General features: G+C 42.3%; 25 protein-coding genes and 12 tRNA genes. 4 read left to right on the top strand and 33 right to left on the bottom strand.

Going from position 1 to position 26,872, the window contains the following annotated elements; translation table 11 throughout:
- Positions 1 to 97: 97 nt before the first annotated feature.
- From HNQ82_RS13320 to HNQ82_RS13260, 13 genes are all read right to left on the bottom strand, one after another.
- A tRNA-Gly gene (locus tag HNQ82_RS13320) sits at positions 98 to 168 on the bottom strand.
- A gap of 178 nt (positions 169 to 346) precedes the next feature.
- Positions 347 to 423: transfer RNA gene (locus HNQ82_RS13315), tRNA-Pro, on the bottom strand.
- Between the two features lie 20 nt (positions 424 to 443).
- A tRNA-Arg gene (locus HNQ82_RS13310) sits at positions 444 to 520 on the bottom strand.
- 59 nt (positions 521 to 579) lie between these two features.
- A tRNA-Leu gene (locus HNQ82_RS13305) sits at positions 580 to 662 on the bottom strand.
- Positions 663 to 683: 21 nt separating this feature from the next.
- Positions 684 to 767 (bottom strand) — tRNA-Leu (locus HNQ82_RS13300).
- Between the two features lie 5 nt (positions 768 to 772).
- Positions 773 to 848, bottom strand: a tRNA-Lys gene (locus HNQ82_RS13295).
- A 148-nt stretch (positions 849 to 996) separates the two neighbouring features.
- Positions 997 to 1,071, bottom strand: a tRNA-Gln gene (locus tag HNQ82_RS13290).
- 31 nt (positions 1,072 to 1,102) lie between these two features.
- Positions 1,103 to 1,178 (bottom strand) — tRNA-Asp (locus HNQ82_RS13285).
- 7 nt (positions 1,179 to 1,185) lie between these two features.
- Positions 1,186 to 1,258: transfer RNA gene (locus HNQ82_RS13280), tRNA-Val, on the bottom strand.
- A gap of 39 nt (positions 1,259 to 1,297) precedes the next feature.
- A tRNA-Glu gene (locus HNQ82_RS13275) sits at positions 1,298 to 1,369 on the bottom strand.
- A gap of 16 nt (positions 1,370 to 1,385) precedes the next feature.
- Positions 1,386 to 1,478, bottom strand: a tRNA-Ser gene (locus tag HNQ82_RS13270).
- 2 nt (positions 1,479 to 1,480) lie between these two features.
- Positions 1,481 to 1,555, bottom strand: a tRNA-Asn gene (locus HNQ82_RS13265).
- 127 nt (positions 1,556 to 1,682) lie between these two features.
- A complete protein-coding gene (locus HNQ82_RS13260; protein ID WP_171335226.1) occupies positions 1,683 to 2,138 on the bottom strand; it encodes a SprT family protein in 456 nt (151 codons plus the stop codon).
- Positions 2,139 to 2,210: 72 nt separating this feature from the next.
- Here HNQ82_RS13260 and cmpA point away from each other — a divergent pair, with 72 nt between their 5' ends.
- Positions 2,211 to 2,324, top strand: coding sequence for a cortex morphogenetic protein CmpA (gene cmpA / locus HNQ82_RS13255; protein WP_171335225.1), 114 nt, complete (start codon positions 2,211 to 2,213; stop codon positions 2,322 to 2,324).
- On the opposite strand, the gene HNQ82_RS13250 is transcribed toward cmpA, so the two are convergent.
- From HNQ82_RS13250 to HNQ82_RS13210, 9 genes are all read right to left on the bottom strand, one after another.
- Positions 2,319 to 4,484: a Tex family protein gene (locus HNQ82_RS13250; protein ID WP_246349065.1), complete on the bottom strand. Its 2,166-nt coding sequence runs from the start codon at positions 4,482 to 4,484 to the stop codon at positions 2,319 to 2,321. The genes cmpA and HNQ82_RS13250 overlap by 6 nt on opposite strands.
- A 57-nt stretch (positions 4,485 to 4,541) precedes the next feature.
- The gene (gene ndoA, locus HNQ82_RS13245; RefSeq protein WP_003253417.1) at positions 4,542 to 4,892 is read right to left on the bottom strand and encodes a type II toxin-antitoxin system endoribonuclease NdoA; all 351 of its coding nucleotides are present in this window, start codon (positions 4,890 to 4,892) and stop codon (positions 4,542 to 4,544) included.
- A 4-nt stretch (positions 4,893 to 4,896) separates the two neighbouring features.
- The gene (locus HNQ82_RS13240; protein WP_055441975.1) at positions 4,897 to 5,178 is read right to left on the bottom strand and encodes a CopG family ribbon-helix-helix protein; all 282 of its coding nucleotides are present in this window, start codon (positions 5,176 to 5,178) and stop codon (positions 4,897 to 4,899) included.
- A 152-nt stretch (positions 5,179 to 5,330) separates the two neighbouring features.
- Positions 5,331 to 6,488, bottom strand: a complete 1,158-nt coding sequence (gene alr, locus HNQ82_RS13235) for an alanine racemase (RefSeq protein WP_183250224.1) — start codon at positions 6,486 to 6,488, stop codon at positions 5,331 to 5,333.
- Between the two features lie 93 nt (positions 6,489 to 6,581).
- Positions 6,582 to 7,601 (bottom strand): LolA family protein, encoded by a 1,020-nt coding sequence (locus tag HNQ82_RS13230; RefSeq protein ID WP_183250222.1) that lies wholly within the window; start codon positions 7,599 to 7,601, stop codon positions 6,582 to 6,584.
- Between the two features lie 74 nt (positions 7,602 to 7,675).
- The gene (gene acpS, locus HNQ82_RS13225) at positions 7,676 to 8,038 is read right to left on the bottom strand and encodes a holo-ACP synthase (RefSeq protein ID WP_183250220.1); all 363 of its coding nucleotides are present in this window, start codon (positions 8,036 to 8,038) and stop codon (positions 7,676 to 7,678) included.
- Positions 8,039 to 8,087: 49 nt separating this feature from the next.
- Entirely contained in the window at positions 8,088 to 9,494 is a 1,407-nt protein-coding gene (gene cshA / locus HNQ82_RS13220; protein ID WP_246346321.1) for a degradosome RNA helicase CshA, read from the bottom strand.
- 145 nt (positions 9,495 to 9,639) lie between these two features.
- Complete coding sequence (locus HNQ82_RS13215) at positions 9,640 to 11,016, bottom strand: UDP-N-acetylmuramoyl-tripeptide--D-alanyl-D-alanine ligase (protein WP_183250219.1); 1,377 nt, start codon at positions 11,014 to 11,016, stop codon at positions 9,640 to 9,642.
- Between the two features lie 9 nt (positions 11,017 to 11,025).
- Positions 11,026 to 12,069, bottom strand: a complete 1,044-nt coding sequence (locus tag HNQ82_RS13210) for a D-alanine--D-alanine ligase (RefSeq protein ID WP_183250218.1) — start codon at positions 12,067 to 12,069, stop codon at positions 11,026 to 11,028.
- Between the two features lie 152 nt (positions 12,070 to 12,221).
- Here HNQ82_RS13210 and HNQ82_RS13205 point away from each other — a divergent pair, with 152 nt between their 5' ends.
- The 3 genes from HNQ82_RS13205 to HNQ82_RS13195 are packed head-to-tail and all read left to right on the top strand — an operon-like array spanning position 12,222 to position 15,885.
- Positions 12,222 to 13,301, top strand: coding sequence for a GerAB/ArcD/ProY family transporter (locus HNQ82_RS13205; protein WP_183250217.1), 1,080 nt, complete (start codon positions 12,222 to 12,224; stop codon positions 13,299 to 13,301).
- Positions 13,298 to 14,761: a spore germination protein gene (locus tag HNQ82_RS13200; protein ID WP_183250216.1), complete on the top strand. Its 1,464-nt coding sequence runs from the start codon at positions 13,298 to 13,300 to the stop codon at positions 14,759 to 14,761. Before HNQ82_RS13205 ends, HNQ82_RS13200 begins: the two co-directional genes overlap by 4 nt.
- Positions 14,758 to 15,885 (top strand): Ger(x)C family spore germination protein, encoded by a 1,128-nt coding sequence (locus tag HNQ82_RS13195; RefSeq protein WP_183250215.1) that lies wholly within the window; start codon positions 14,758 to 14,760, stop codon positions 15,883 to 15,885. The genes HNQ82_RS13200 and HNQ82_RS13195 overlap by 4 nt, the downstream gene beginning before the upstream one ends.
- Before the next feature lie 16 nt (positions 15,886 to 15,901).
- Here HNQ82_RS13195 and HNQ82_RS13190 read toward each other — a convergent pair whose 3' ends face one another.
- The 11 genes from HNQ82_RS13190 to HNQ82_RS13140 all read right to left on the bottom strand — a co-directional run bounded on the left by HNQ82_RS13190 (position 15,902) and on the right by HNQ82_RS13140 (position 26,822).
- Positions 15,902 to 17,014 carry an MGDG synthase family glycosyltransferase gene (locus tag HNQ82_RS13190; protein ID WP_183250214.1) on the bottom strand — a complete coding sequence of 371 codons (1,113 nt, stop codon included), beginning with the start codon at positions 17,012 to 17,014 and terminating at the stop codon, positions 15,902 to 15,904.
- Between the two features lie 15 nt (positions 17,015 to 17,029).
- Positions 17,030 to 17,611, bottom strand: coding sequence for a DedA family protein (locus tag HNQ82_RS13185; protein ID WP_183244160.1), 582 nt, complete (start codon positions 17,609 to 17,611; stop codon positions 17,030 to 17,032).
- Positions 17,612 to 17,625: 14 nt separating this feature from the next.
- The gene (locus tag HNQ82_RS13180) at positions 17,626 to 18,294 is read right to left on the bottom strand and encodes a polysaccharide deacetylase family protein (RefSeq protein WP_183250213.1); all 669 of its coding nucleotides are present in this window, start codon (positions 18,292 to 18,294) and stop codon (positions 17,626 to 17,628) included.
- Between the two features lie 184 nt (positions 18,295 to 18,478).
- Positions 18,479 to 20,026, bottom strand: a complete 1,548-nt coding sequence (locus HNQ82_RS13175) for an acyl-CoA carboxylase subunit beta (protein ID WP_183250212.1) — start codon at positions 20,024 to 20,026, stop codon at positions 18,479 to 18,481.
- Positions 20,027 to 20,031: 5 nt separating this feature from the next.
- Positions 20,032 to 20,814: an enoyl-CoA hydratase gene (locus tag HNQ82_RS13170; protein ID WP_183250211.1), complete on the bottom strand. Its 783-nt coding sequence runs from the start codon at positions 20,812 to 20,814 to the stop codon at positions 20,032 to 20,034.
- Complete coding sequence (locus HNQ82_RS13165) at positions 20,814 to 21,704, bottom strand: hydroxymethylglutaryl-CoA lyase (RefSeq protein ID WP_183250210.1); 891 nt, start codon at positions 21,702 to 21,704, stop codon at positions 20,814 to 20,816. The genes HNQ82_RS13170 and HNQ82_RS13165 overlap by 1 nt, the downstream gene beginning before the upstream one ends.
- 10 nt (positions 21,705 to 21,714) lie before the next feature.
- The gene (locus tag HNQ82_RS13160) at positions 21,715 to 21,927 is read right to left on the bottom strand and encodes an acetyl-CoA carboxylase biotin carboxyl carrier protein subunit (RefSeq protein WP_006322526.1); all 213 of its coding nucleotides are present in this window, start codon (positions 21,925 to 21,927) and stop codon (positions 21,715 to 21,717) included.
- Entirely contained in the window at positions 21,920 to 23,281 is a 1,362-nt protein-coding gene (locus tag HNQ82_RS13155) for an acetyl-CoA carboxylase biotin carboxylase subunit (protein WP_183250209.1), read from the bottom strand. The genes HNQ82_RS13160 and HNQ82_RS13155 overlap by 8 nt, the downstream gene beginning before the upstream one ends.
- A gap of 11 nt (positions 23,282 to 23,292) precedes the next feature.
- Positions 23,293 to 24,933 (bottom strand): AMP-binding protein, encoded by a 1,641-nt coding sequence (locus HNQ82_RS13150; protein WP_183250208.1) that lies wholly within the window; start codon positions 24,931 to 24,933, stop codon positions 23,293 to 23,295.
- A gap of 14 nt (positions 24,934 to 24,947) precedes the next feature.
- Entirely contained in the window at positions 24,948 to 26,090 is a 1,143-nt protein-coding gene (locus HNQ82_RS13145; RefSeq protein ID WP_183250207.1) for an acyl-CoA dehydrogenase, read from the bottom strand.
- Positions 26,091 to 26,186: 96 nt separating this feature from the next.
- The gene (locus HNQ82_RS13140; protein ID WP_183250206.1) at positions 26,187 to 26,822 is read right to left on the bottom strand and encodes a TetR/AcrR family transcriptional regulator; all 636 of its coding nucleotides are present in this window, start codon (positions 26,820 to 26,822) and stop codon (positions 26,187 to 26,189) included.
- Positions 26,823 to 26,872 lie beyond the last annotated feature (50 nt).

The following is a 26,872-nucleotide window of genomic DNA, read 5'->3' as shown; positions in this document are numbered from 1 at the left end:
CCAGCGTTCGTCCTGAGCCAGGATCAAACTCTCCATAGAAAAGTTATCCTTAGCTTTTGTACGCTTTTCGCTTCGTTCAGTTTTCAAGGAACATCAAAGCGGGTGATGGGAATCGAACCCACGACATCAGCTTGGAAGGCTGAGGTTTTACCACTAAACTACACCCGCACGTTAATTAATTTTAAATCAGAGCCAATCACTACGCACGATCATGCCTCTTCCTCTACTCGTAAAATCAAGGATGATTGATGCGTCGAGGCAACTCGTAGCCTATTCAACGATGCGTCGCTCGTGGCTGAGGTTTTACCACTAAACTACACCCGCATAATCATAATTATTAGCAAAATGGTCGGGAAGACAGGATTCGAACCTGCGACCCCATGGTCCCAAACCATGTGCTCTACCAAGCTGAGCTACTTCCCGTCTTCATTATAATAAAAACATGGCGCGCCCGAGAGGATTCGAACCCCTAACCTTCTGATCCGTAGTCAGATGCTCTATCCAATTGAGCTACGGGCGCATTTTTAACGACCTTTTCAATATATCATGTTTCATTAATCAAAGTCAAGCTTTTCTTGATGCGGCCGAGAGGACTTGAACCTCCACGGGGTTGCCCCCACTAGGCCCTCAACCTAGCGCGTCTGCCATTCCGCCACGACCGCATATGATAGAAACTGACCGACTGGTGCGGGTGGAGGGACTTGAACCCCCACGCCAAAGGCGCCAGATCCTAAGTCTGGTGCGTCTGCCAATTCCGCCACACCCGCATACATGGTGAGCCATGGAGGACTCGAACCTCCGACCCTCTGATTAAAAGTCAGATGCTCTACCTACTGAGCTAATGGCTCGTTTCAAAAAGAGTTTTTAAATAAGATTTTTGACGTCCCGCTCTCAGTATGCTTAATCAAGTAGCAGCTCGAGCGGTACGCTGTTGCTTTTTCAAAGAAGCTAAATCGATCGTGCTCTACCTACTGAGCTAATGGCTCGTCACATTAATGGCTGGGCTAGCTGGATTCGAACCAGCGCATCACGGAGTCAAAGTCCGTTGCCTTACCGCTTGGCTATAGCCCAACAAACACCCTTAAAAAGTTCAGTTCTTGAGTGGCGGTCCCGACGGGGATCGAACCCGCGATCTCCTGCGTGACAGGCAGGCATGTTAACCACTACACCACGGGACCAAAAGAGTGGAGGATGACGGGATCGAACCGCCGACCCCTTGCTTGTAAGGCAAGTGCTCTCCCAGCTGAGCTAATCCTCCGAAATAAAATGGAGTGGACAAAATGAGCACTCCAAAAGATGACCCGTACGGGATTCGAACCCGTGTTACCGCCGTGAAAGGGCGGTGTCTTAACCACTTGACCAACGGGCCATGTTTATTATTTTCGTGGCGGAGAAGGCGGGATTTGAACCCGCGCGCCGTAAAAGAACGACCTAACGGTTTAGCAAACCGTCCCCTTCAGCCACTTGGGTACTTCTCCAATGGCTCCGCAGGTAGGATTCGAACCTACGACCGCTCGGTTAACAGCCGAGTGCTCTACCACTGAGCTACTGCGGAATAACTTAATCATTAGGACTGTTTATATTATATTTACTCTTTTTTGATCTGTCAACTGTCTTTTTTATTTTGTTTCTTCGTCGAGTAACGACGGCTTTTATAATTTAGCATATAAGGATTTGGCTTGTCAACACTCTCTTTTTATTTTTTTCAATTTCCCTCGACAAAAACCACATACGTATCGAGTTGTATCTACTGCTTTTCTTCGCACGTACATATAACGACATGATGTGCATTCGTAATAATACGTTTTCCCTTTCTTCGGTAATACAATAGGTTTACAAAAGCGTGGCGCTTGCACTTTTTTCAATAGTTCCCGAAAGTCACGATCGCGATGGCGATACCCTTTTCCTTCAAGGTGCAAATGGTAATGGCATAACTCGTGTTTGATGATTTGAATAAATTCGTCTTCCCCGTATTGTTCGTAATATTTTCGATTTAGTTCAATATGATGCGTAGAAAGAATGTATCTTCCGCCAGTCGTTCTTAAACGATCGTTAAATATCGCTCGATGGCGAAATGGCTTATGAAATACATGTAATGATATGCGCTCAACAAGCGCTTGTAACTCGCGCTCATTCATTTTATTTCCGTCCTTTCACCATTGGACTTTTTTACTCATAACATAACAAAAAATAATTTGAAGGTGATCATTATGCCGATGTGGCTAAAAAAGCAAATGCGACGTGCATATTATGAGAAAAATCGCGCTCAAATTAAACTTCTCAATCAATGTTGGTTTTTTTATCGGAAAACACACTGCTCATGACAGTGTGTTTTCCGATGTTGGTGGAATCATTGTTAAAGCGATGCGTTCTTTTTGCAAATCGACCGAATCGACCCATACTTTAACAATATCTCCTACTGATACGACATCAAGTGGATGTTTCACATATCGATTGCTTAATTTCGAAATATGAACAAGCCCATCCTGCTTCACACCAATATCTACAAATACACCAAAATCGACAACGTTTCGTACCGTCCCCTCTAATTCCATTCCTTTTTTCAAGTCCTCCATTTTTAACACATGTTGCTTTAAGATTGGTTTAGGCAAATCATCACGAGGATCGCGCTCTGGACGCTTCAGCGCATCGATAATATCTTGAAGTGTCAGTATTCCGATATTAAGTTCTTGTGCTACTTCTTCGATGCTGATCGCTTCAAGCGCACTTCGCAACTGCTCGCTTCCAATCGCTTCTGTTGAAAAGCCAAGTCGATGCAACAATTGATGCACTTCTTCATATCGCTCGGGATGAATCGGCGTGCGGTCTAACGGCTCATCTCCGTCTAAAATACGCAAAAAACCGATACATTGTTCATACGTTTTAGCCCCAAGGCGCGGTATACATTTTAATTGCATTCGATTAGTAAACTTCCCATACTCTTCGCGATATTTGACTATATTTTCAGCCACAGTCTTCGTTAGACCAGATACATATTGCAATAACGTTGGGGAAGCGGTATTGACGTTTACACCCACTTGGTTCACGACTGTTTCAACAACAAACTGCAACGACTGTTCTAGCTTTTTTTGTGACACGTCATGTTGATATTGGCCGACCCCAACAGACTTTGGATCAATTTTTACTAATTCGGCAAGTGGATCTTGCACGCGCCGGGCAATCGAGACAGCGCTTCTCTCCTCGACTTGCAAATGCGGAAACTCTTTGCGTGCTAAATCTGATGCAGAATATACACTTGCCCCCGCTTCGTTGACAATCAAATAAAACACGTTTCCTTCCCACTCTGCAATTGTATCAGCGATAAACTGCTCCGTTTCTCGCGATGCCGTTCCGTTGCCGATGGCAATCAACTCCACTCGGTATGTATGAAGTAATTGCTTTAATTTTTCTTTTGATTTTTCCACCTCATTTTTCGGCGGATGTGGGTAAATGACATCAATATGAAGTACCTTTCCGGTTTCATCGACAACAGCTAACTTACATCCTGTACGATACGCTGGATCTACTCCTAAAACAACTTTCCCTTTTAATGGTGGTTGCAACAATAAATTGCGCAAGTTTTCAGCGAAAATGTGAATGGCCCGTTCTTCTGCGTGTTCTGTCAGCTCATTTCGCACATCTCGTTCAATGGATGGGGCAATTAAACGTTTATATGCATCTTCAATCGCTTCAGCTACAATGTCAACCGCCGGCGATTGCTCATTTGTTATGACTTTTTTACGAATGTACTCAATCATTCGGTTTCCATCTACGTCAATGGCAATGCGTAAAATTCCTTCTTTTTCACCACGATTCATCGCTAAAACACGATGAGCAGGTGCTTTGGCGATCGGTTCCTGATGATCGTAATACATTTCAAATACACGCTTTTCGTCTTTTTCTATTTCTTTTCCAAAAGAAACAATCGTACCCATTTGCCACGTTTGTTGACGAATCCATTGACGAAGCGCAGCGTCATCTGACACTTTTTCAGCGATAATATCTTTTGCACCTTGAATGACTTCTTCAACCGTATGTACTTCTTTTTGTGAATCAATAAACCTTTGTGCTCGTTCTATGATGGGTTCGCTCGGGAACGTCAACAACCATTCCGCAAAAGGTTCGAGCCCTTTTTCTTTGGCAATTGTTGCCTTTGTTCGCCGTTTTTGTTTATATGGGCGGTATAAATCTTCCACTTCTTGTAATTTCGTTGCTCTCGTAATCGCTTCTTTCAGTTCGTCCGTTAACTTTCCTTGCTCATCGATTAGACGAATGACTTCTTCTTTTCGCTTCGCTAAGTTTTGCAAGTAATTCCATTCATCTAAAATGGTTCGAATTTGTACTTCATCGAGCGCACCAGTCATTTCTTTTCGGTAACGAGCAATAAATGGAATTGTGTTTCCTTCCTCATGAAGTTGAATGACTTGTTGCACATGCACAAATGGAATGTTTAATTTCGTAGCCAATTGCTTTAATAGCTCCAAACAAAATTCCTCCCCTAAACAAAAATAGCTACACAACGTAGCTATTTTCCCAACATATTAAAAATCAATAAGACCAAGACTAATTTGCAACGCTTCATCTACTTTATCCATCATCTCGTCATCTAGATGGGTAATCTTATCTGTCAGACGTTGTTTATCAATCGTCCGAATTTGTTCAAGCAAAATGACAGAGTCCCGTTCAAATCCGTAGCGCTTTGCGTCGATTTCAACATGTGTAGGCAACTTCGCTTTTTGGATTTGCGCAGTAATGGCAGCAACAATGACGGTTGGACTGAAACGGTTCCCAATGTCATTTTGAATAACAAGCACAGGGCGCACGCCCCCTTGCTCTGATCCAACTACTGGAGAAAGATCGGCAAAATACACGTCACCACGTTTGACAATCAAAAGATTACCCCCCGCTAACTAAGCGTTCAACGGTGTGGTCAGCTTCATATTCCGCAAGAAAAGCTTCCGACGCAAGCGACAAATTAATTTTCGCCATCTCCATATACCCACGTCTCATCGCTTCTCGAATTTGACGTTTTTTCCGCTCACGAATGTACATCTTCATCGCTTGATAAATAAGTTCATTTCGGTTGCCATTTTCTTGCTTCACAATGCCATCTAATTCGCTCACTAACGCCTGCGGTAACCGAATAACAATTTCTGTTGTTGCGCTGGATTCAGACACAAACACACACCTCCAACTAAACTACAACCACATAGTCGCTCCCAATTTACATCATACCATTTCATCTTCATGATGCAAAGTCATTTCCAGCATCATTCGTCCATTTTTTGTAGAAATTTTTCGAAAACGATCGTTCTCGTTGCACCCATCTACTATAATACCGCATTTCTCACTTCAATTATACTCTTGTTTTTCAAAAAAATACGGGGGACACGATAACTAATTGTACAAGGAATTTCATAATTAATCGTATTTACATGTGCTGCAACATCATCAATGGAAATACGGTCCCCTTGTTGTTCACCAATAAGCGTTACTTTTGTACCAATTGGAAGTTCGTAAGGTAAACGAATCATCATTTGATCCATACAAATCCTCCCAACAATCGGAGCTCGTTTTCCATCAACAAGGACAGAAAAGTGCTGCATGCGACGCAACCAACCGTCTGCATAGCCAATCGGAACCGTACCAATCCATTCATCCGCTTCTGCGGCATATGTCGCCCCGTAACTAATTTTTTCCCCTGCCTTCACCTTTTTTACGTGCGTTAAACGGCTATGGAGCGAGAACGCTTCTTTTAATGGATACGGCAAGAATGGTTTCATCTCTTGTGACGGTGTCAATCCATACATAGAAATACCGAAACGAACTGCATTAAATACACGATCAGGATAGCGTAATGCCGCTGCGCTATTGGCACAATGGATGAGCGGTGGCTTAATCGGTAACCATTCTAGCATGTGTAGAAATGTATCGTATTGAAATGAGAAATAGTCCGCATTTTGTTCATCGGCTGTCGCAAAATGGGTATATACTCCTTCAAGCACAAAACATGTATGTTGTTTAAGCATGTGTACCATCTGCTGTACTTCTTCTTTTGTTTTCGCTCCCAATCGTCCCATCCCCGTATCCAACTTCATATGAACGTTCAATGGCCGGTCATATGGGGCATACATCATCGCTTGCTCTAACCAATCCACTCGAAAAATTGTTAAAGCAATATTTTGGCTAGCCGCTAACGGCGCATATGAAGGGTTTGTTGCCCCAAGTACGATAATCGGGACGTTTAAAGGGAGTCCTTTTTTTCTTAGCGCGAGCGCTTCATCTAAAAAGGCTACGGCTAAATGTGTTGCACCTGCTTCAAGCGCTGTTTTCGCTACTTGAATATCTCCATGTCCATAAGCGTTTGCTTTGACAACAGCAATGACATCGACTTGAGTCCCAACGTGTTGTTTCATCGATTGCACATTATAAAAAATTGCATCTAAATCAATTTCTGCCCACGTATCGCGATAAAATGCTCGGTCCATCCTTCATACCCCTTCAAAAATATGTTCACGTTTGATTATTTCTTTTGTCCTTGCATCATGTCAACAAAAAAATAAAGACCCGCCGCGCGAGTCTTACTTCATCACCTTGCCTTGCACTGAACGAGCAATCGCAACCATCTCATCTTTCGTTAAATCTTGTGAAGCAAGAATAAAATCGACACCTTTATACGTCCACGTCAATGTGCCATTTGCCAGCGCTCCAACGGCAAATCCTAAATCAACAGGCTCACCCTTAACCGTTGTCGATACGTTTGCCGTCGGCACAGCATGGGCTTTTTCTTGTACAAGCGTAAACGATTTTTCCCCAGAAAATGTCATAACAATTCGTTTCCCGTTTGCTGTTGTAAATTCTTTTTCTTCGACAAGTTTCACACCGTCGAGTTCATATGTCGGATACATAACTGGCACTGCTTGTTGATTAGCTTCTTTTGTCACTTCTTGTTCATTTTCCAACTTCGCTCTCGTCATATTTTTACTTACATCAAAAGCGTTATCGTCAAACGCAGCATTCCATTCTACTTTTGAAAATTCCACAGTCAACATCGGTTGTGAGTCAATGTCCATGACGGTCACTTTCACTGGCGTTAAATCTTTTTTATTTAATGTGATCTCTTGTTTTGGTAGCATTTTCTTGTTTTCATAATTTGTTTTTGTCTGGAATACGTAATGGTTTTTTGTTGCTTTAAAATCTGCTTTCGAGTCGGCTAAAATGTCTTTTACGAGCGATTCATACAAATACACTTGACTTGCGTTTTGCGGCCAGTCGCTTTGAAAACGAAAACTTTTATTTAGTGCAGGCGTCAATACAAATACTCCTTCGTCGTTACGCAAAATCATTTGATGTTGATCACGCTGAGCATTTTTCAAGTTCACACGATAGTAATTTGGGGACTTATGCCAAATTTCGATTTCATACACTTGTGGCTCCGTCCCTGTCTGAAGCGTCATTTTTGCTTCGGCTTTGTACCCAGACATCGTTTGTACTTTCTCATCGAGCGCTTTTAACACATCTTGTTGCGACTTTTCTCCGCAAGCGGCCAGACTGCCTACAACGAAAAGAAGTAGGCACCAAAAAAGCCATGTTCGTCTCATTTTTTCAACCCCTTTACCTCATTTGGACTTCCTTCATAAGCCATCATATGAGATCAAACGGGAGAATATGCAGACTAGCTTGACAAGCGTTCAATAATTACTTGGGCCACCGCATAATGTTCGCTATGTGAAATGGAAACGTGTACACGTTCATCTGGAGAAGAAGAAACAATATACGGTTTGCCATTTTCGTCATTTTTTATTTCAATATCCCGAAAAGAAACATGGGCACCAATCCCCGTCCCTAACGCTTTCGCGTACGCCTCTTTTGCGGCAAATCGCCCTGCCACAAATTCAATTTTTCGCTTTGCTGATCGGTCATGAAGACAATTACGTTCATTGTCTGTTAAAACACGTTCAATCAATTTCGGCTGTCGGTTTATTAGCTCTGCAATGCGATTTAATTCGACAATATCAATACCAATGCCGATAATCATCTCGTATCCCTCCAAATAAAGAAAAAGAAGCTATCTGTTCAGACAGCTTCTATCGTTTTGTGCGCGTTTTCGATCCACGGCCTCGCGTCTCGTTTCGACGTTGGCGCGTTTGTACTTGCCGCTTCTTCTCTTTTTTCATAATTGGCGGTTCTTCTGTCAACTGCACCGGCGTCATATCCGGTTCTTTTGTTAACATTTTAATACACGCGGCAACAAGCGAAACAGAGTCGTGTTCTTCCAACAATTCTTCTGCGGCGCGTTTATAAAACGATAAATTGTTATGCTCGATCGTCTCAAGCAATTTTTCAATTGCTGCTCGTTGTTGACCTTCAAGCGCCTCATCTAACGTTGGTGGTTTCATACGTTCCATTTTTCGTTTCGTCGTTTTTTCAATGTGGTGCAACTGTCCGATTTCACGTGGAGTAACAAGCGTAATCGCCATTCCTGTCTTACCAGCACGCCCTGTCCGACCGATACGATGAACATAGCTTTCTGGGTCTTGTGGAATGTCGAAATTGTACACGTGTGTGACACCAGAAATATCCAAACCACGTGCAGCTACGTCTGTCGCCACTAAAATATCAATAGAACCTTCTTTAAACTTACGCAATACGGATAAACGCTTTGCCTGGCTTAAATCACCATGAATCCCCTCTGCCGTATAGCCACGCAAATTGAGAGCTTCTGCTAGCTCATCGACACGGCGCTTCGTTCTTCCGAAAACGATCGCTAATTCAGGGGATTGAATATCTAATAAGCGAGTTAACGTATCAAACTTTTTCTTCTCTTGAATTTCAATGTAATATTGTTCAATGTTTGGAACCGTCATTTCTTTTGCTTTTACGCGAACGAGCTCTGGATTGTTCATAAATCGTTCAGCAATACGACGAATCGGTTCAGGCATCGTCGCTGAGAAAAGAAGTGTCTGACGCTCTGTTGGCACATGGCTTAAAATTGCTTCAATGTCTTCAACGAAGCCCATGTTCAACATTTCATCCGCCTCGTCTAATACGACCGTATGCACATTTTGTAAACGGAGCGTACGACGTTGAATGTGATCAAGCACCCGTCCCGGTGTACCGACAATAATATGTGGATGTTTTTTTAATGCGCGAATTTGACGTTCAATATCTTGTCCTCCATAAATCGGCAAAACGCGCACACGCTTCGTTGAACCAATTTTATATAGTTCTTCGGATACTTGAATGGCTAGTTCTCGCGTCGGCGCAACAACGATTGCTTGCACCGCATCGTTGTTCATATCAATTTTTTCAATAAGTGGGATACCAAACGCTGCCGTCTTTCCTGTTCCTGTTTGCGCTTGACCAATGACATCACGATTTTGCAAACTAAGCGGAATCGTTGCCGCTTGAATTGGCGTTGCCTCTTCGAATCCCATTTTACTAACTGCTTTCATCAACTCTGGACTTAATCCAAATTCTTTAAATGTAACCAATGTTTTCATACTCCTTCTTCAAATAACTTACGAAAAAAGGCATTCCCGTATAGACGGAAGTGCCTTGTTGAAATTCATTCCGTAAACAGCTCTCGTTCATCATACCATTTTATGCATATGTTTTCAACAAATTGAACGCTTCTTTTTATTTATTTAACAAAGAAATGATTTCCTCTAGTCTCATCCCCCGAGATGCCTTTAGTAAAATGATGTCACCTGCTTCTATCATTTTTTGCACATCCGCTGCTAGCTTCGCCTTATCGTCATAAGAACGAACATGCCCTTTGCTAAATCGCTTGCTCGCTTGCTCAGCAATTGCCTTTGCACGCTCACCGTATGTCAACACATAATCTATTTTTTGCGGATCGATCATCTCGCCAATTTGTTCATGAAAAGTAATTTCTTGTTCACCTAATTCAAGCATGTCGCCAACAATGGCTATTTTTTTACGATATCCAGTCAATTGTCCAAGCAATTCAAGCGCAGCGCGCATCGATGTCGGACTGGCGTTATATGCATCGTTAATAATTGTTACCCCGTCAGGACGCTTTATGACTTCTGTACGCATTTTTGTTACAGATAAACGTAAAAAACCTTCTTTCATATGAGCCACATCAACAGAAGCGAAACGTGCAACCGCAATCGCTGCTAGCGCATTCATCACATGGTGCCGACCAATAAGAGGCATATGAAACGTCTCGTCTGGCCAACAATTTACCTTAAACGTCGTTCCGTCCGCTTGAACACGAATGTCTAGCGGATAATAATCGTTTGTTCGTTCCACTCCAAACGTTTGAACATGCGAAAGATTAGTGTTTTCCACACGTGTTTGCAACAGCGGTTCATCCCCGTGATAAATAAACAGTCCGTCACGCTTTAGGCCTTTTACAATTTCAAACTTCGCTGTTGCAATTCCTTCACGTGAACCGAGCTCTTGTAAATGCGATTCACCAATGTTTGTAATCACTGCAATGTCAGGCTCTGCGAGGGTAGAAAGTAACTCAATTTCTCCAAAGCCGCTCATCCCCATTTCAACGACGGCATACTCTGTTTCTTCTTTTAAACGAAGCAATGTCAGTGGCACACCGATATGATTGTTTAAATTCCCTTCTGTCTTTTGCACACGATATACTGTCCCAAGCAGTGATGCAATCATATCTTTCGTTGTCGTTTTTCCGTTGCTTCCAGTCACCCCGATAATACGTGTACGAAGTTGTTTTCGATACGCATGAGCCAGCTGTTGCAATGCAACGAGTGAATCTTCAACAAAAATGAGCGGCACATCTGTCGGGGCGTTCGGCTCATGTTTGCTCCATAGCGCAGCGACTGCTCCTTTGTCAAACGCCTCCTTCACAAACTGATGGCCGTTGAACGTGGCCCCTTTTAGCGGAACATATAAATTTCCTCGCTCAATTGTGCGCGTATCTGTTGACACACCATGAATCACAACAGAAGCATATCGCTCATCAATCATACTTCCCGGAATCATCATTTGAACATCAGCTAGTGAACGTGTAAGCATATGATCACCTTAAAATACGTACGTAATATTTTGTTTTTCTTCATATCGCTCGATCGCCAGTTGAATAAGACGTTCAATTAACTCCTCATACGATACACCTGTATGTTTCCATAAAAGCGGGAACATGCTAAAAGGGGTAAATCCCGGCATCGTATTGACTTCGTTAATATATGCTTCACCATCTGCTGTCAAGAAAAAGTCAGCTCGGACTAATCCGGCTAAATCGAGCACTTTAAAAGCGGTAAGTGCCATTTGTTTTATCGTTTCATATTCTTGATCCGTAATGTTTGCTGGGATGACTAACTCTGTATTTCCATCGACATATTTTGCTTCGTAATCATAAAATTCTTTTTTCGGCACAATTTCCCCGACAACTGAACAAGTCGGCTCATCGTTTCCGATCACGCCAATTTCCACTTCCCGACCAATAATCGCTTCCTCCACGATGACTTTTCGATCGTAACGAAACGCCTCTTGAAAAGCTATTTGCAATTGTTCACGGTTTTTACATTTACTTATTCCTACACTTGAACCTGCGTTAGCTGGCTTCACAAAACACGGATAACTAAGTTCCCGCTCTACCGTTTCATATACGGTTTCTTTATGCTTTTCCCACTCTTTTTTTAAGAAAAAAACATAACGCGCTTGTTTTAGCCCCGCTTGCGCAAACAGTTGTTTCATCACAATTTTATCCATACCGACAGCCGATGCTAGCACACCGTTTCCGACATACGGTACGTTTAATAATTCTAACATTCCTTGTACCGTTCCATCTTCTCCGTTCGGCCCGTGTAAAAGAGGAAAAATAACATCAATGCCGTTTGCAATAGACGCGAGCGCTGGTAAACCTTGTTGAAAAGCGAGCTGGTTGACATCTTTCACTTCCCCTTCAATCGCCTCACCGCGCAACCATTCCCCATCTGTCGTAATGTAAATCGGAACAACTGTAAACTTTTCTTTATTTACCGCATTAATGACAGAGCGTGCCGTTTGTAACGATACTTTATGTTCAGGCGATTTGCCGCCGTATAATACGCCTAATGTGATTTTCATGTTCGTTCCTCCTCAACTGTTCATTCACTTCATTTATTGTAGCACAACTACTTTTTTATTTATATGGTGAAGCAAGCCTAGATGGTGACAATGCATATCATTTCCCAACTTGGAAACGATAAAAAATACAAAGAGATAAAAGGTGTGTGCTTATGAATACAGTGCAAATGCTATTCGTTTTAATGTTATCAATTGGACTGATGAATCACGTTATCATCATTCCTGTGTTGCTTGAAATTGCCGGACGTGATGCATGGATATCAACCGTCATCGGACTTATATTGCTTATCATATTTCTCCCTGTTATTTATTTCCCTATAAAACAATCGCAACAAACACATATCTTTCAATGGCTAAAAGAAAATATAGGGGCACCAATTGCTTATTTTATCGCTTCTGTCACATGTTTATATTTACTTATCATTAGCATTGTGACATTAAAGGATACGACAACGTTCACAACAACATCGTACTTAACAGCTACACCAAACTGGGCAATTGTCGTTACACTTTGCATCATTTGTTTTTATAACGCGTCGATTGGTTTGCCATCGATCGCGAAAACATCTGGCATTCTTTTACCTTTCGTCGTATTGTTCGGCATTTTTGTTGCTTTAGCGACGACCCCACATAAAAATTATGAACTGTTAAAGCCGATGCTTGAGAACGGATGGGAACCGGTGTGGAAAGGAGTCATGTATGTCGCTGCTGGCTATGGAGAAATTGTTCTTTTACTATTTATGCAACAACAAATGAAAACGAACATTTCTTTTATGAAACTCGTTTTGTTTGGGGTTGTAGCTGCCAGCTTATCACTTGGACCGACAATCGGGGCCATTACAGAATTTGGACCGGCAGAAGCGAGCCATTTACGTTATCCGGCTTTTGAACAATGGCGAATGGTGAACTTAGGAACGTATTTAGAGCATTTTGATTTTTTATCGGTCTATCAATGGCTAGCGGGGGCGTTTATTCGTATTTCACTTGCGACAGCGCTCATTCCCGAGCTATTTCATATTACAAATAAAACATCGCGACGATGGATTTTACTATTCGTATACACCGTTATTTTCTTTGCGGCGATGACGCCGATGAGCGATTATACATTTTTTCATACGTTAAAAAAATGGCTGTTACCGATTTCGTTTTTCTTCATTTGTTTTCTTGCGACGTTATTGTTCGTCCTAGCGTTAGCAATACGTATAAAAGAAAGGAGAGCGTCCGCATCATGACTGCTGAAATCATTGTTGATGAACGAACGTTAAAAGAACACTTTGCTCAATGTAAAGATGTTGTAATCATTCCCGCTACCATTTATTCAGAGGAACGAAAGCCGCTATCGCTTATTTTCATTTATTGTGAAGAATTATGTGACACAAAGTTACTGAAACAATTTGTTTTCCCAACCATTACGCGTATGGGACAACAATATCCGCTATATTCAGTCACAGACATTGAAAAATATAAACAAATGCCGCTTCATTTAATCGGCAAATCTGTTTCTGCCCAACAGCTCGATTTTATCGTTTTTAACGGAGATTTAGTCATTTATTTCGTGGAAGCGGGTGCCATGTATTCTATTTCTCTTGCCAATCCACCGAACCGAAACCCAGAAGAACCAAATACAGAAGTGTCGATTCGTGGACCGAAGGACGGTTTTATTGAAGAAGTGGCGAAAAATGTGGCGCTCGTGCGGAAACGGTTAAAAACGAGTAGTTTACACGTTGAACAAGTATTAGTCGGCAAACGAAGCCGAACGAAAGTCGATATTTTATATATTCAAGATATTATTAATCAAGAAACAGTAGTCGAATTAAAGCGACGCTTAAGTACCATTAACATTGACGCCTTAACCGGAACAAACCAATTAGAGGAATTGTTAAGCGAAAAATATGTTTCTTTATTTCCTGTTTTCGCTTACTCTGGTCGTCCTGATTTTGTTGTCAATGCGCTATTGAACGGACGATTTGCTGTCTTTATCGACGGATCACCGACCGCATTAATCGGCCCGACCAATTTAACATTTTTGTTAAATACATCGGAAGACAATAGCACATCATTTGTGTTCGTTACGTTTCAGCGAATCATTCGGCTCATTGGCGTCAGCGTCGCCGTTTTTTTACCAGGGCTTTGGGTCGCAATTGTAACATATCATCAAGACCAACTACCGTTTACGTTGCTAGCCACCATCACACTTGCAAGACAAGGGGTACCGCTCCCTGCTCCACTTGAAGCGTTTATTATGGTTAGTTTATTTGAAATTTTTAAAGAAGCAGGGATGCGGCTCCCGATTGCCATTGGACAAACGTTATCAGTCGTTGGTGGTTTAATTATCGGGCAAGCAGCGATAAACGCAGGGCTTGCAGCACCTGGCACACTCGTTGTTATCGCAACATCTGTTATTGCGACGTTTACGCTCGTCAATCAATCACTTGCTGGAACAGTGTCCATTTTACGTTTTATCGTCCTTGCCGCTTCAGCGATGCTTGGACTTTTCGGTTTTATTACATCCATGTTCTTTCTTCTCGTTTATACGGCAAATTTAACATCGTTTGGCGTTCCGTATTTAGCACCGCTTTCCCCAGCAACAGGAGATATATGGAAAGTAGTGATTACGAGCGGATGGAAAAAATTTAAAATACGTCCAAAAATGTTAAAGACGAATGATAATACACCAGGTGACGAAGCATGACAAGGCTAATCATTTGTTGTTTTTGTTTATTTTTAACAGGGTGTTGGGGGATGAAAGAAATTGATCATCTTGCATATATTCATGTGATCGGTGTGGACTATGAAGACGGGCAGGTCGTCGCTTATGCTCAACTTATTAGTTTTACAGGACTTGCGAAAGTCGAAGCGGGCGGTGGAAGACAAAAATCAACGGTTACGATCGGAAAAGCAACAGGAGAGACGTTTAACGTGGCAACCGATCGCTTGTATCAAGCGATCCAACAAGGTGTGTCATGGGGACATGTCAAAGGGATCGTCTTTACAGAACGGGCACTCAAAAAAGGGCTTGTACGCGACGTGATCGATGTGCTTGATCGTTACAATGAAATTCGTCATACGATTTGGGCATTCGCTACGAAACAACCGATCGAACTCATTTTTGAAACAACACCGTTTTTAGACTATTCACCATATTTTTCGTTGCTCGCTAATCCGACAGATATTTACGAACAAAGTTCATTTATTCAACCAAAACGGCTCAATCAACTCGTTGCCGCTTCAAACGAAAAAGCGGCTCTTTTCCCTCTCCCTTCCCTTACAGTTGAGGAGAAAAGTTGGACAGAAAATAAAAAAAAGAAACCGATGTTAAAAATGGATGGTGTCTGTTTTTTACATCGCTACAACAAACAAGCATGTGTCCCACGCCATAAACTCGATGGTTTACGATGGGTGACGAAAGGCACGGGGCGAACACCGATTTACATTCAGCCAAATGGTAAAATGATCGGTACGCTCGTTGTACGTGAACCAAAGGCAAGCATATCGTACAAAATAAAAAATGGTCGCCCTTTGTTTACCGTTCATGTGCAAGCTACGGGAAGCATTATTGAACTGCGCGAGCACATGTCTGAGAAACAAATTATTGAATACGCCTCAAAAACGGTCGAAAAAGAGATAAAAAGCTTATTCGAGCTCGGTGTAAAAAAACAGATTGATACTTTGCAACTATCGAACGCCTTGTATCGTCAAAATGTGAAGGACTGGAAGAAATATACGACAAACGGATTAGTTCCACTGACAAAGGATACGCTAGGGCAAATCAACGTGAAGTTAAGCATTGACACATACGGAAAATCAAAGAAATAAAAGCGATGAGCCAGCCTCATCGCTTTTTTATCGCATATATATTCGCTTCGATCCACTCGCTAAGCACATCTTGTGCCGTTTTTTCACGTTCGAGTGAATAGCGCTCGATACGCTTTTCTAATTCGTTCATTTCCTCCTCATTCATTAATACACGCATCAATTGTTGGTCATACGGTTCATTGTCATGAAGAAGATAAATAAGTCCTTTTTTTCTTAAATAGTGCAAATTCATTTGTTCTTGACCAGGCAAATATGAAAGTGTGAAAGCAGGTAGCTTTTTGGCTAGCACTTCGCTCATTGTTACACCACCTGGTTTTGTCACAACTGCATCGACTTCATCGTACAATTCATTCATTTTCGCTGGGTCGGAAATGTACCGATATGGACGAATGCGCGGATTGTTCCAACTTTTTAATTCATGATATAACGCTTCATTTTTGCCACATAGTACGTCATACGTCAGTTGTGTATGGGTAGCATTCATTAAAAACTGTTTCATTTTCCCTAACCCTTGGTTGCCACCTGCTACTAAAATCCGTTTATTTGTTCGCCGTTTCATCTTTTCCGCAGGTACGATACGTTCATGAATAGGAATACCTGTGACAATAACGCGATGATGTTCGATGCGAAATGTGGTGCATATGGACTGTTTTGCTTCTTTATGGGGAACGAAGTGATAATCAATCGCTGTTTTTCCCCAAATACCACTTAAAAAGAAATCAGTATATACGTTCACAACAGGAATGGTTATGATTCTTTTTTGTTTCAACCTTTGCAAAACGTGAGAAGGAAATGAATGCGTGCACACAACGAGATCGGGCTTTTTTTCTTGAAGGAGACGTTTCATCTTTTTTTCAAAATAAAGTAACCATGGCTCCATCGTCGGTTGTTCAAACTTTTTCATCCATCGTCGATACATCCATTCATACGAATGTGGTGATAGTGAAATCCAGCGGAGGTAAAAATCAGCTACTCTCTTTTCCATTTGTTCATTGCAATAACTAAGAAAATCAAGTTTTTCGCAAGAGACGTTGGGAAAACGATGGTATAATGAATAGATGAGTGCATCGGCCACTTGATGATGACCAGATGGCATTTGAAACAAAGGTAGTACGAGAATGTTCATCATTATGCGAACTCCCTTTTATTTTTGTTTTCTACTTTTTACATATAAAGCAACAAAAAATAAACTAAAAAATAATACCGTGAGCCATGGTAATACATGAAGCGGAATATGAATACGCTCCCCAAGAAACTTGCCTACAAATATAAATAAACAAACCCAGAACGCCGCTCCGAGAAACGACAAAAAGAGAAATGGAAAAAACGGAAAACGAACAACTCCAGCCATATACGGAGATAATTGACGAATACCAGGAACAAAATAGCCAAAAGGAATAACTAAAAAAGCACGTTTTCGAAAGTGACGATACACATAACGATAACGACGACGATGGAAACCAATAAAATGTCCATATTTAAACAATAGCGGGGATCCAAATGTATAGCCAGCAATATAGGCGACAACCATGCCAACAGTTGCGCCAGAAATCGCGAAAAATAAACTTTTTAATAAATGTAATTGGTCGTGTGAAATAAAAATGCCAATGAAAAACAGAAGCGACTCTTCCGGCGCAGGAATACCAACAATGCCGAAAAATAAAGAAAGAAATAACACAATATAACCGTGAGATTGAATATATGTTAACACGCTGTTCGCTTCCACTTTCCCATTCCCCTTTACTCCTCATTGAGGTTTACCCATTTTACATTCACATGTTGAAATAGTCGTTCTAGCGCTTGTAGCATATTTGCGGGCGCATGTTCATCAGCTCCAAATGTTGAACCACTATCATGCAACACGATGATCGCTCCATCTTCTATACTGTTCCTTAATCGTTCATAAAGGCGATCTACACCTAATGTAGCATTCCAATCACCAAGAATATATGTCCACATCACGATTTTATACTTTTTTTGCATGAACAACATCCATATGTTTATATGTCCCCATGGCGGGCGGTAGTATACGGGGGGGACACCTGTGATCTGTTCGATGATACGTGCTGATCGTTCAAGCTCCCATTGTGTGAAAAACGGAGGAAGAAGCCAATTGCTCGTATGATAATAATGGTGTAAACCGATCGTATGTCCCTCTTCTTTCATTCTTTTAATAAGATGTGGATATTTTTTTGCTTTCCATCCAACAACAAAAAACGTTGCTTTTACGTTATATTTTTTCAATAAATCAAGCAACTGAGGCGTATACATCGGATCAGGCCCATCGTCAAACGTTAATGCTACACCGCGTTTCACTCTTTTTTGTATACGAAACGAAAAAATACGGATGAACGATGTTGGCAATATACTATAAATGAAAAATGTTACAATCAACCATATGTACGTCAAATGTCAAACTCCTTTCTTGATTATACAAAAAGAAGCCACATGAGTGAAATTTCTCGTTTTCATCGGCAACATTCGCCTCATGTTTTGCCTATTCGACACAAATGTTGTCGATTTCCGGGGAAATTTCCCGAAAAAAAGACGATGTGAAAATACATCGTCCTCATTGTACCATATGTGTTGACAGCTACACAGGGTAAACGCCATGTTTTCGTTCAGAAAATACAACATATTTCGACATATATGCATCTAATCGCCGAATAAGCTCGGAACGTAACTCATTTGGCGCAATAATTCCATCGACAACCATTTCGGAAGCGAGGCGATAAATATCGATGTCTTTTCGATATTCTTCACGTTTTTGTTCAATAAATGTAGCGCGTTCTTCTTCTGGCAGTTCAGCAATTTTATTGGCATACACCGCATTCACGGCGGCTTCCGGTCCCATGACAGCAATTTGTGCATGTGGGAAAGCTAAACAACAATCTGGTTCAAATGCTGGACCTGCCATCGCATATAATCCTGCTCCGTACGCTTTTCGTACAATAATTGATATTTTCGGGACGGTCGCTTCTGACATCGCCGAAATCATCTTTGCACCGTGACGAATAATACCTGCACGTTCGACTTTCGTGCCGATCATAAAGCCAGGGATGTCTGCTAAAAAGATAAGCGGAATGTGGAATGCATCGCAAAGTGTAATAAATTTCGCCGCTTTATCTGCGGAATCATGGAATAATACGCCGCCTTTCATGCGAGGCTGATTCGCAATAATTCCAATCGGTTGTCCGTTTATACGGGCAAGACCTGTAATTAACTCAGGGGCAAATAATTTTTTGATTTCACAAAATGAGTCTTCATCAATGACACGATCAATTAAATCATACATATTGAACGGTGCATTTTGGTTTTGTGGAATAATCTCTTCAATCGTTTTCTGAAACGATTTCGGTTCTTTCGGCTCAGCCACTGGCGGTTTTTCACTGAAATTCGGTGGAAAGTACGATAAATATTTGCGAGCAAACGCAATTGCCTCTTCTTCCGTTTTCACAAGCACGTCACCGCAACCTGAAACCGAGCAATGCATGCGCGCACCGCCCATCTCTTCAAGTGTCACTTTCTCACCAATGACCATTTCAGCCATGCGCGGAGAACCAAGATACATCGAAGCGTTTCCTTCGACCATAATAACGATATCACAAAAAGCCGGAATATATGCGCCACCCGCTGCTGACGGTCCGAACAACAAACAAATTTGCGGCACTTTTCCAGACAGTTTCACTTGATTATAAAAAATGCGTCCCGCCCCACGACGCCCTGGAAACATTTCAATTTGATCAGTGATGCGGGCACCTGCCGAATCCACCAGGTATAAAATCGGGCAACGTAATTTATCTGCTGTTTCTTGAATACGAATAATTTTTTCTACTGTTCTTGCTCCCCATGAACCTGCTTTGACGGTCGAGTCATTTGCCATGACGCATACCGTTTGTCCGTTAATTTTCCCGACCCCTGTCACGACACCATCTGCCGGCAGTCCGTCCGCTAAACAGTTGGCAAAAAAGGCATCTTCAAACTGCAAACCATCATCAAATAACAGTTTCAAGCGATCGCGCACAAACAATTTTCCTTGCTCAGCATTTTTTTCATGGTATTTGCGCGCTCCCCCTTGTTCAATTTGTTTTCGTTTTTGTTGTAGTTGTTCAACGAGCGATAATTGTTCATTTGAAATCATGTCCCTTACTCCCCTTTGTACACCGGTTTTCGTTTTTCTTTGAACGCTTGTAATCCTTCGAGCCGGTCGTTTGTATGAATTGTTCGTTCATATGCCATTTGTTCAATCACAAGCCCTGTCTGTATATCGACTTGCATTCCATGATTAATCGATGCTTTTGCTTGTGCAACGGCAATCGGAGCGTTATTGGCGATCGTAGTGGCTATCACAAACGCTTCATCTAACAATTGTTCAGTAGAAACGACGCGCTCGACTAAACCAATTCGCGCCGCTTCCTGAGCAGAAATACGTTTTGCCGTATAAATCATCTCCTTAGCCCGACCAATGCCGATTAGTCGCGGAAGGCGTTGCGTTCCACCGGCACCAGGGATAATCCCAAGCGATGTCTCAGTCAGTCCCATCACCGCATGTTCAGCAGCAATACGAATGTCACATGCGAGCGCCAATTCGAGACCACCACCAAACGCCCCTCCGTTTAATGCACAAATGACCGGCTGAGGCAGTTGCTCGAATCCGTTAATCGTCTCCCGAATAAGCGCAACTGTCTGACGCACTTGAGTTTCGCTCATTTTTGTCCGTTCTTTTAAATCTGCTCCCGCACAAAATGTTTTTTGTCCTGCTCCTGTGACAATGACAGCACGTACGTTGCGATTCAACTTCAGTTCCGCTTGAATGCGTTGCAATTCGTTTAACATTTTTATGGACAGAGCGTTTGCGGCATCTGGTCGATTTAGCGTAACAACCGCCACACCCGCATCAATTGTGGAATAAAGGACGGCTTCCATCATCATGCATTCCCCCTTACAACGTGTGAATGGTGGCTCGTGAGCGGACGGCCAATTTTTTCTTCAATCCATTGCGCTGCTTTCGTTAACGGCTCAAGTTGAACACCACAGTCGATACCCATTTGAGTAAGCATATATACTAAGTCGTCTGTCGCTAAATTGCCAGATGCCCCCGGGGCATATGGGCAACCACCGAGCCCACCAAGCGAGCTATCAAAAATGGTCATCCCCATTTGTAAGGAAGCAAACACATTCGCAAGCGCCATGCCGTACGTATTATGAAAATGAAGCGCCATCTTTTCCACTGGAAACTGCTTCAATAGTCGTTCTAACGTTCGCTGGACTTGGATCGGGTTAGCGACACCGATCGTATCCCCAAGCGACAGCTCATCAATGCCCAGTTCAAACAGTCGATCAGAAATAGCAATAATGCGCTCGATGCTCACTTCCCCTTCATATGGACAACCGAAAACCGTTGATACGTAGCCACGCACCGTTTTGTTTGCTCGCTTCGCTTCATCAATGACTTCTTTTAACACCGGATACGTTTCTTCAATCGACTTATTAATGTTTTTTCGATTGTGCGTTTCACTTGCCGACATAAATACCGCAATCTCATCCATATTGGCTGCTAAAGCACCTTCTAATCCTTTTTTATTAGGAACAAGCGCAGCGTATGTCACACCTTCTACGCGCTCAATGCGTGAAGCAACTTCGTACGCATCCGCAAGCTGTGGAATCCATTTTGGATGGACAAACGATGTCACTTCAATATACGACAATCCTGTTTTTGATAGCTGATTAATCCACGCAATTTTATCTTCCGTTTGAATAAAGAGTGGTTCATTTTGTAATCCATCACGTGGACCGACTTCTTTCACCTTCACGCGCATACGCGTCCTCCTATTCGATTTCAAGTAATACGTCCCCTTCGTTTACGAAATCTCCTTCCTGCACGCGGATCGCTTTGACGACTCCTGCCACTTCGGCAGCGATCGGAATTTCCATTTTCATCGATTCTAAAATGACAACATCTTGTCCTTCTTCCACAACATCACCTACTTGAACGACAATCTTCCATACGTTTCCTGCCATCAATGCAACTACTTCATGCATGTGTTTTACCTCCCTTTTTGCTCATGTACATATTCACAAAGTTTGTTGTCGTATGCCCTTGTTGAAATGCTTCATGCGTCAATACATCGATTAACATCGGAATGTTCGTTTTAATTCCTTCGACTTTGTATTCATGTAAAGCCGTAATCATATTGGCGATGGCCATTTGCCGATCGCCCCCTTTGACAATGCATTTTGCAATCATCGGATCGTAAAAAGGGGTAACGACCGAGCCACTTTGCACCGCAATTTCATGACGTATATGTTTCCCTCTTGGCAGTTGTAACGAGGTAATCGTTCCCGGTGAAGGGAAAAATGTATTCGGATCTTCAGCGTAAATCCGCACTTCAATCGCATGTCCTTCTCGCTTCACTTCAGTTTGTGTAAAAGATAGTGGCTCTCCTGCAGCAATGCGTAGTTGTTGTTCGACGATGTCAATGCCTGTAATTTCTTCTGTTACTGGGTGCTCGACTTGCAAACGTGTATTCATTTCCAAAAAATAAAAGTTTTTTTGCTCATCTACGAGAAACTCGATCGTTCCTGCGTTCGTATATCCGATATGTTTTGCCGCTCGCACAGCAGCTTCTCCCATTTCCCGACGCGTCTCTTCATCTAAAAACGGTGAAGGTGCTTCTTCGACAACTTTTTGATGGCGGCGTTGGATGGAACATTCCCTTTCCCATAAATACACGCAGTTTCCGTATGCATCAGCTAACAGTTGAATTTCAATATGGCGTGGATTGTCGATATATTTTTCAACATACATCGCCCCATCTCCAAAGAAGGAAGCTGCGCGACTTTGATTTCCTTCAAATGCTTTCCGCAGTTGCTCTTCATCGTAAACAAGCTGCATGCCGATGCCTCCGCCCCCTGCGGACGCTTTTAACATAACAGGATAGCCAATCTCGCTTGCTACATTTGCTGCCTCATCAACATCGGCAAGCGGAAAGGAGATGCCGGGCACAATCGGCACTCCGGCTTCCGCCATCGTCTGTCGCGCTTCAATTTTGCTTCCCATTTTCGCAATAACATCAGGTTTTGGACCGATAAATACGATTCCTTCTTCTTCGCACCGCCGAGCAAACGTTGCATTTTCTGAAAGCAAGCCGTAACCTGGATGAATAGCTTCTGCCTTCGTTTCTTTGGCGATGGAAATAATTTTTTCGATATTTAAATAACTCTCATTCACGCGCGCTTTTCCAACGACATACGCTTCATCCGCTTGCTTTACATGAAGCGAATTAGCATCAGCTTCCGAATAAATGGCAACTGTTTGAATGCCAAGTTTTTGACACGTGCGAATGATACGCAACGCAATTTCTCCTCGGTTAGCGATAAGCACTTTTGAAAACATTTTCTTCCCCCTTACACGTTCTTTTTCTGCTTTACTCGTTCACGCGCCCATTCGCGCAATTTAAATTTTTGAATTTTTCCTGATGCCGTCATCGGATACGATGTTGTAAATTCGATATATCGCGGAATTTTATGGCGCGATATATGCCCTTCACAAAACGAACGAATGTCTTCTGCGGTCGCATGTTCCCCCTCTTTTAAAATGATCCACGCCATGACTTCTTCCCCATACGTTTCGTCTGGAACACCGACAACTTGCACATCAAGCACTTTCGGATGTTTATATAAAAACTCTTCAATTTCGCGCGGATAAATATTTTCTCCTCCGCGAATGATCATATCTTTTAACCTTCCTGTAATACGGCAGTAACCGTTTTCATCCATTACCGCTAAGTCGCCTGTATGCAACCATCCTTCTTCGTCGATTGCCTCGCGCGTTGCTGAAGGATTGTTGTAATATCCTTTCATCACATGATATCCGCGCGTACATAACTCTCCTTGCACACCAGGTGGCACTTCTTTATTTGTTGTTGGATCGACAATTTTCACTTCCACATGCGGAAGAGCGCGCCCGACTGTTTCCACCCGCAATTCAATTGGATCATCCGTACGCGTTTGTGTAATGACAGGGGAAGACTCTGTCTGTCCGTACGCAATGGTAATTTCTTTTGCCCCCATCTTTTCGATGACTGCTTTCATCACTTCAATCGGGCAGTTCGATCCAGCCATAATGCCTGTGCGTAAAGAAGATAAATTATATGACGCAAAATCTGGATCGTTTAATTCAGCAATAAACATCGTTGGTACCCCATGAAGGGCTGTACATTTCTCGTCTTGCACCGTTTGTAGCACTTGTTTTGGATGGAATTGCTCAAGCGGTACCATCGTTGCACCAACCGTTACGCAAGCAAGCGTACCGAGCACGCAACCAAAGCAATGAAAAAAAGGTACGGGAATACATAAACGATCTTCTTTTGTTAGCTTCATACATTCGGCAATGTAATACGCGTTATTGACAATGTTGTAATGTGTAAGCATGACGCCTTTTGGGAATCCTGTCGTTCCTGAGGTATATTGCATGTTGATGACATCGTGTGGATCGAGGGAATTCATTCGGTCATCTAGTGCTGCGTCTTCGACATCTTCCGCCATGGCTAAGAGGTCATTCCATGAAAATGTTCCTGGATAACGTTGTTCACTTAATACGATGACGTTTCGTAGTTGTGGAAGTCGTTTCGCTTGTAGCTTTCCAGGTTCACAATAAGCAAGTTCAGGTGCAATCTCGTAAATGATGTCAATATAAGAGGTATCGCGGTATTGTTCCATTAAAATAATCGTTGTGGCATCGGATTGTTTTAACAAATATTCGAGTTCTGCTGTGCGGTAGTTCGTATTTACCGTAACAAGTACCGCTCCCATTTTCCCTGTCGCAAACTGACATGCCAGCCACTCCGGTTTATTTGTTGCCCAAACAGCAATATGTTCTCCCGCTTCAATGCCAAGTTTCATCAATCCTTTCGCAACGAGGCGACAATAATCGTTAAATTGTCGATATGACCAGCGCAACTGACGGTCTGCGTACACAACTGCCTCATGAGCGGGATGCGCCAAAGCCTTTTGCTCAAGCAATTGTCCAACTGTGATATGAAGCATACACTCACTCCTTTTTAGCATCCTAATTGACGGGCAATGACGAGCCGTTGAATTTCTGATGTCCCTTCACCAATTTCCATCAACTTCATATCGCGAAGATGACGTTCGACACCATAGTCTTTCATATACCCGTATCCACCGTGAATTTGAATCGCTTGATTACAAATATGAAATCCTGTTTCAGAAGCAAATAATTTCGCGAACGCTGCCTCTTTCGTAAACGGTTTGCCTTGGTCTTTTAGCCATGCTGCTTTGTACACCATATTGCGCGCAAGTTCAAGTTGCATTGCCATGTCGGCAAGTTTAAATTGAATGGCTTGAAACTTGGCGATCGGTTGACCGAACTGCTTCCGTTCTTTCGCATATTGAAGCGCCTTTTCAAATGCAGCTTGCGCGATTCCGACAGCTAATGCTGCAATAGATATGCGTCCGCCATCTAGCGTATATAAAAACTGCTTAAATCCTTTTTTCGGATCGCCTAATATATTTTCTTTTGGCACGCGCACATCTTGCAAAACAAGCTCGCACGTATTCGATGCGCGAACGCCCATTTTGTCATAATGGCAGTTAATCGTAAACCCCGGCGCATCCGTCGGAACGATAAAAGCGGAAATAATATTTTTTCCTCGTTCATCTTTACCGGTGACAGCGGTTACAATGACTTGGCGAGCATATCCCGCATTTGTAATCCAACATTTTTCTCCGTTAATGACATATTCATCCCCATCTAAAACGGCACGCGTTTGCGTTCCCCCTGCGTCAGATCCTGCATTCGGTTCTGTCAATCCGAACGAACCGAACGTTTCACCTTTTGCCATCGGCACGAGCCATTTCTCTTTTTGTTCTTCTGTCCCGAAATAATAAATTGGGCTAGCACCGAGCGATACAGCGGCCGCATAACTTAACCCTGTTCCACCGCACGCTCGACCAATTTCTTCAACCGCAATCGCATACGAAATCGTATCTCCACCAGAGCCGCCATATTGTTCAGGGAACGGAATGCCGAACAGACCGAGCTCGCCCATTTTTTTGAACGTCTCAATTGGAAAAATCGCCTCCTCATCCCATTTCGACGCGTATGGGGCAATTTCCTTTTCCGCAAAATCACGAACCATTTCTTTAATCATTTGTTGTTCTTTCGTTAATTCAAAATGCATTTGCTTTTCCCCCTTTATAAAATGAAAGTATATGAAACCAACAAGCCTGTTTTTATTTCAAACCGACTAGTTGGTCTGTTCACTTTGCAAAAATCGTCATTCTTCGCCTACATGCGATAAAAGAAATGATGAAATATCTTCATCTCGCTTCGCTTCTTCTGTCAAAAGCGAATGTAAAATCAAGTCATTAAAAACCGCTGCAATTTGTTCAATTGACATCGGGCCATCTGGCTTATACCATTTGTACATCCAGTTTACCATTCCGATAATTGATAAACCCGCCAATTCGATAGATATTTCTGAGCGAAATTCCTTTGCTTCAATGCCTTCCCGAAGTACTTGAAAAATAATTTGCTTATACTGCTCACGCTTTTCATTAATTTTTTCCGCGTATTCTGGCTTTAAATACGCCGCCTCTTGATTAAATACTGTAATGTGCGGTTTATATATATGAAAAACTCTCACAAACGAATGAATAATTGCACATAACCGCTTTGTTGGCGTCCTATATTTTACATATGCTTCTTGCGCTTTATTTAGCACATACGTAATAAATACATCGTGAATGTGGTAAAGCAACTCATCTTTTGATTTAAAGTTATGATAAAAGCCTCCTTTTGACGCTCCACATTCCGCAACAATTCGATCTACTGTCACCCCATGATACCCATACTTTTCAAACAATGTAAGCGCTGTTTCAATAATGCGCTCTTTTAATTGCTTTTCAACCATGCATATAATCTCCTTTTTGTTGTATTTTAACATAATATTTAGAAAAAAAT

Source organism: Anoxybacillus tengchongensis (genome assembly GCF_014201585.1).
GTDB lineage: Bacteria > Bacillota > Bacilli > Bacillales > Anoxybacillaceae > Anoxybacillus > Anoxybacillus tengchongensis.
Note: the sequence above shows the minus strand (reverse complement) of the source record. Positions and strands in the feature narration are given on the sequence as shown.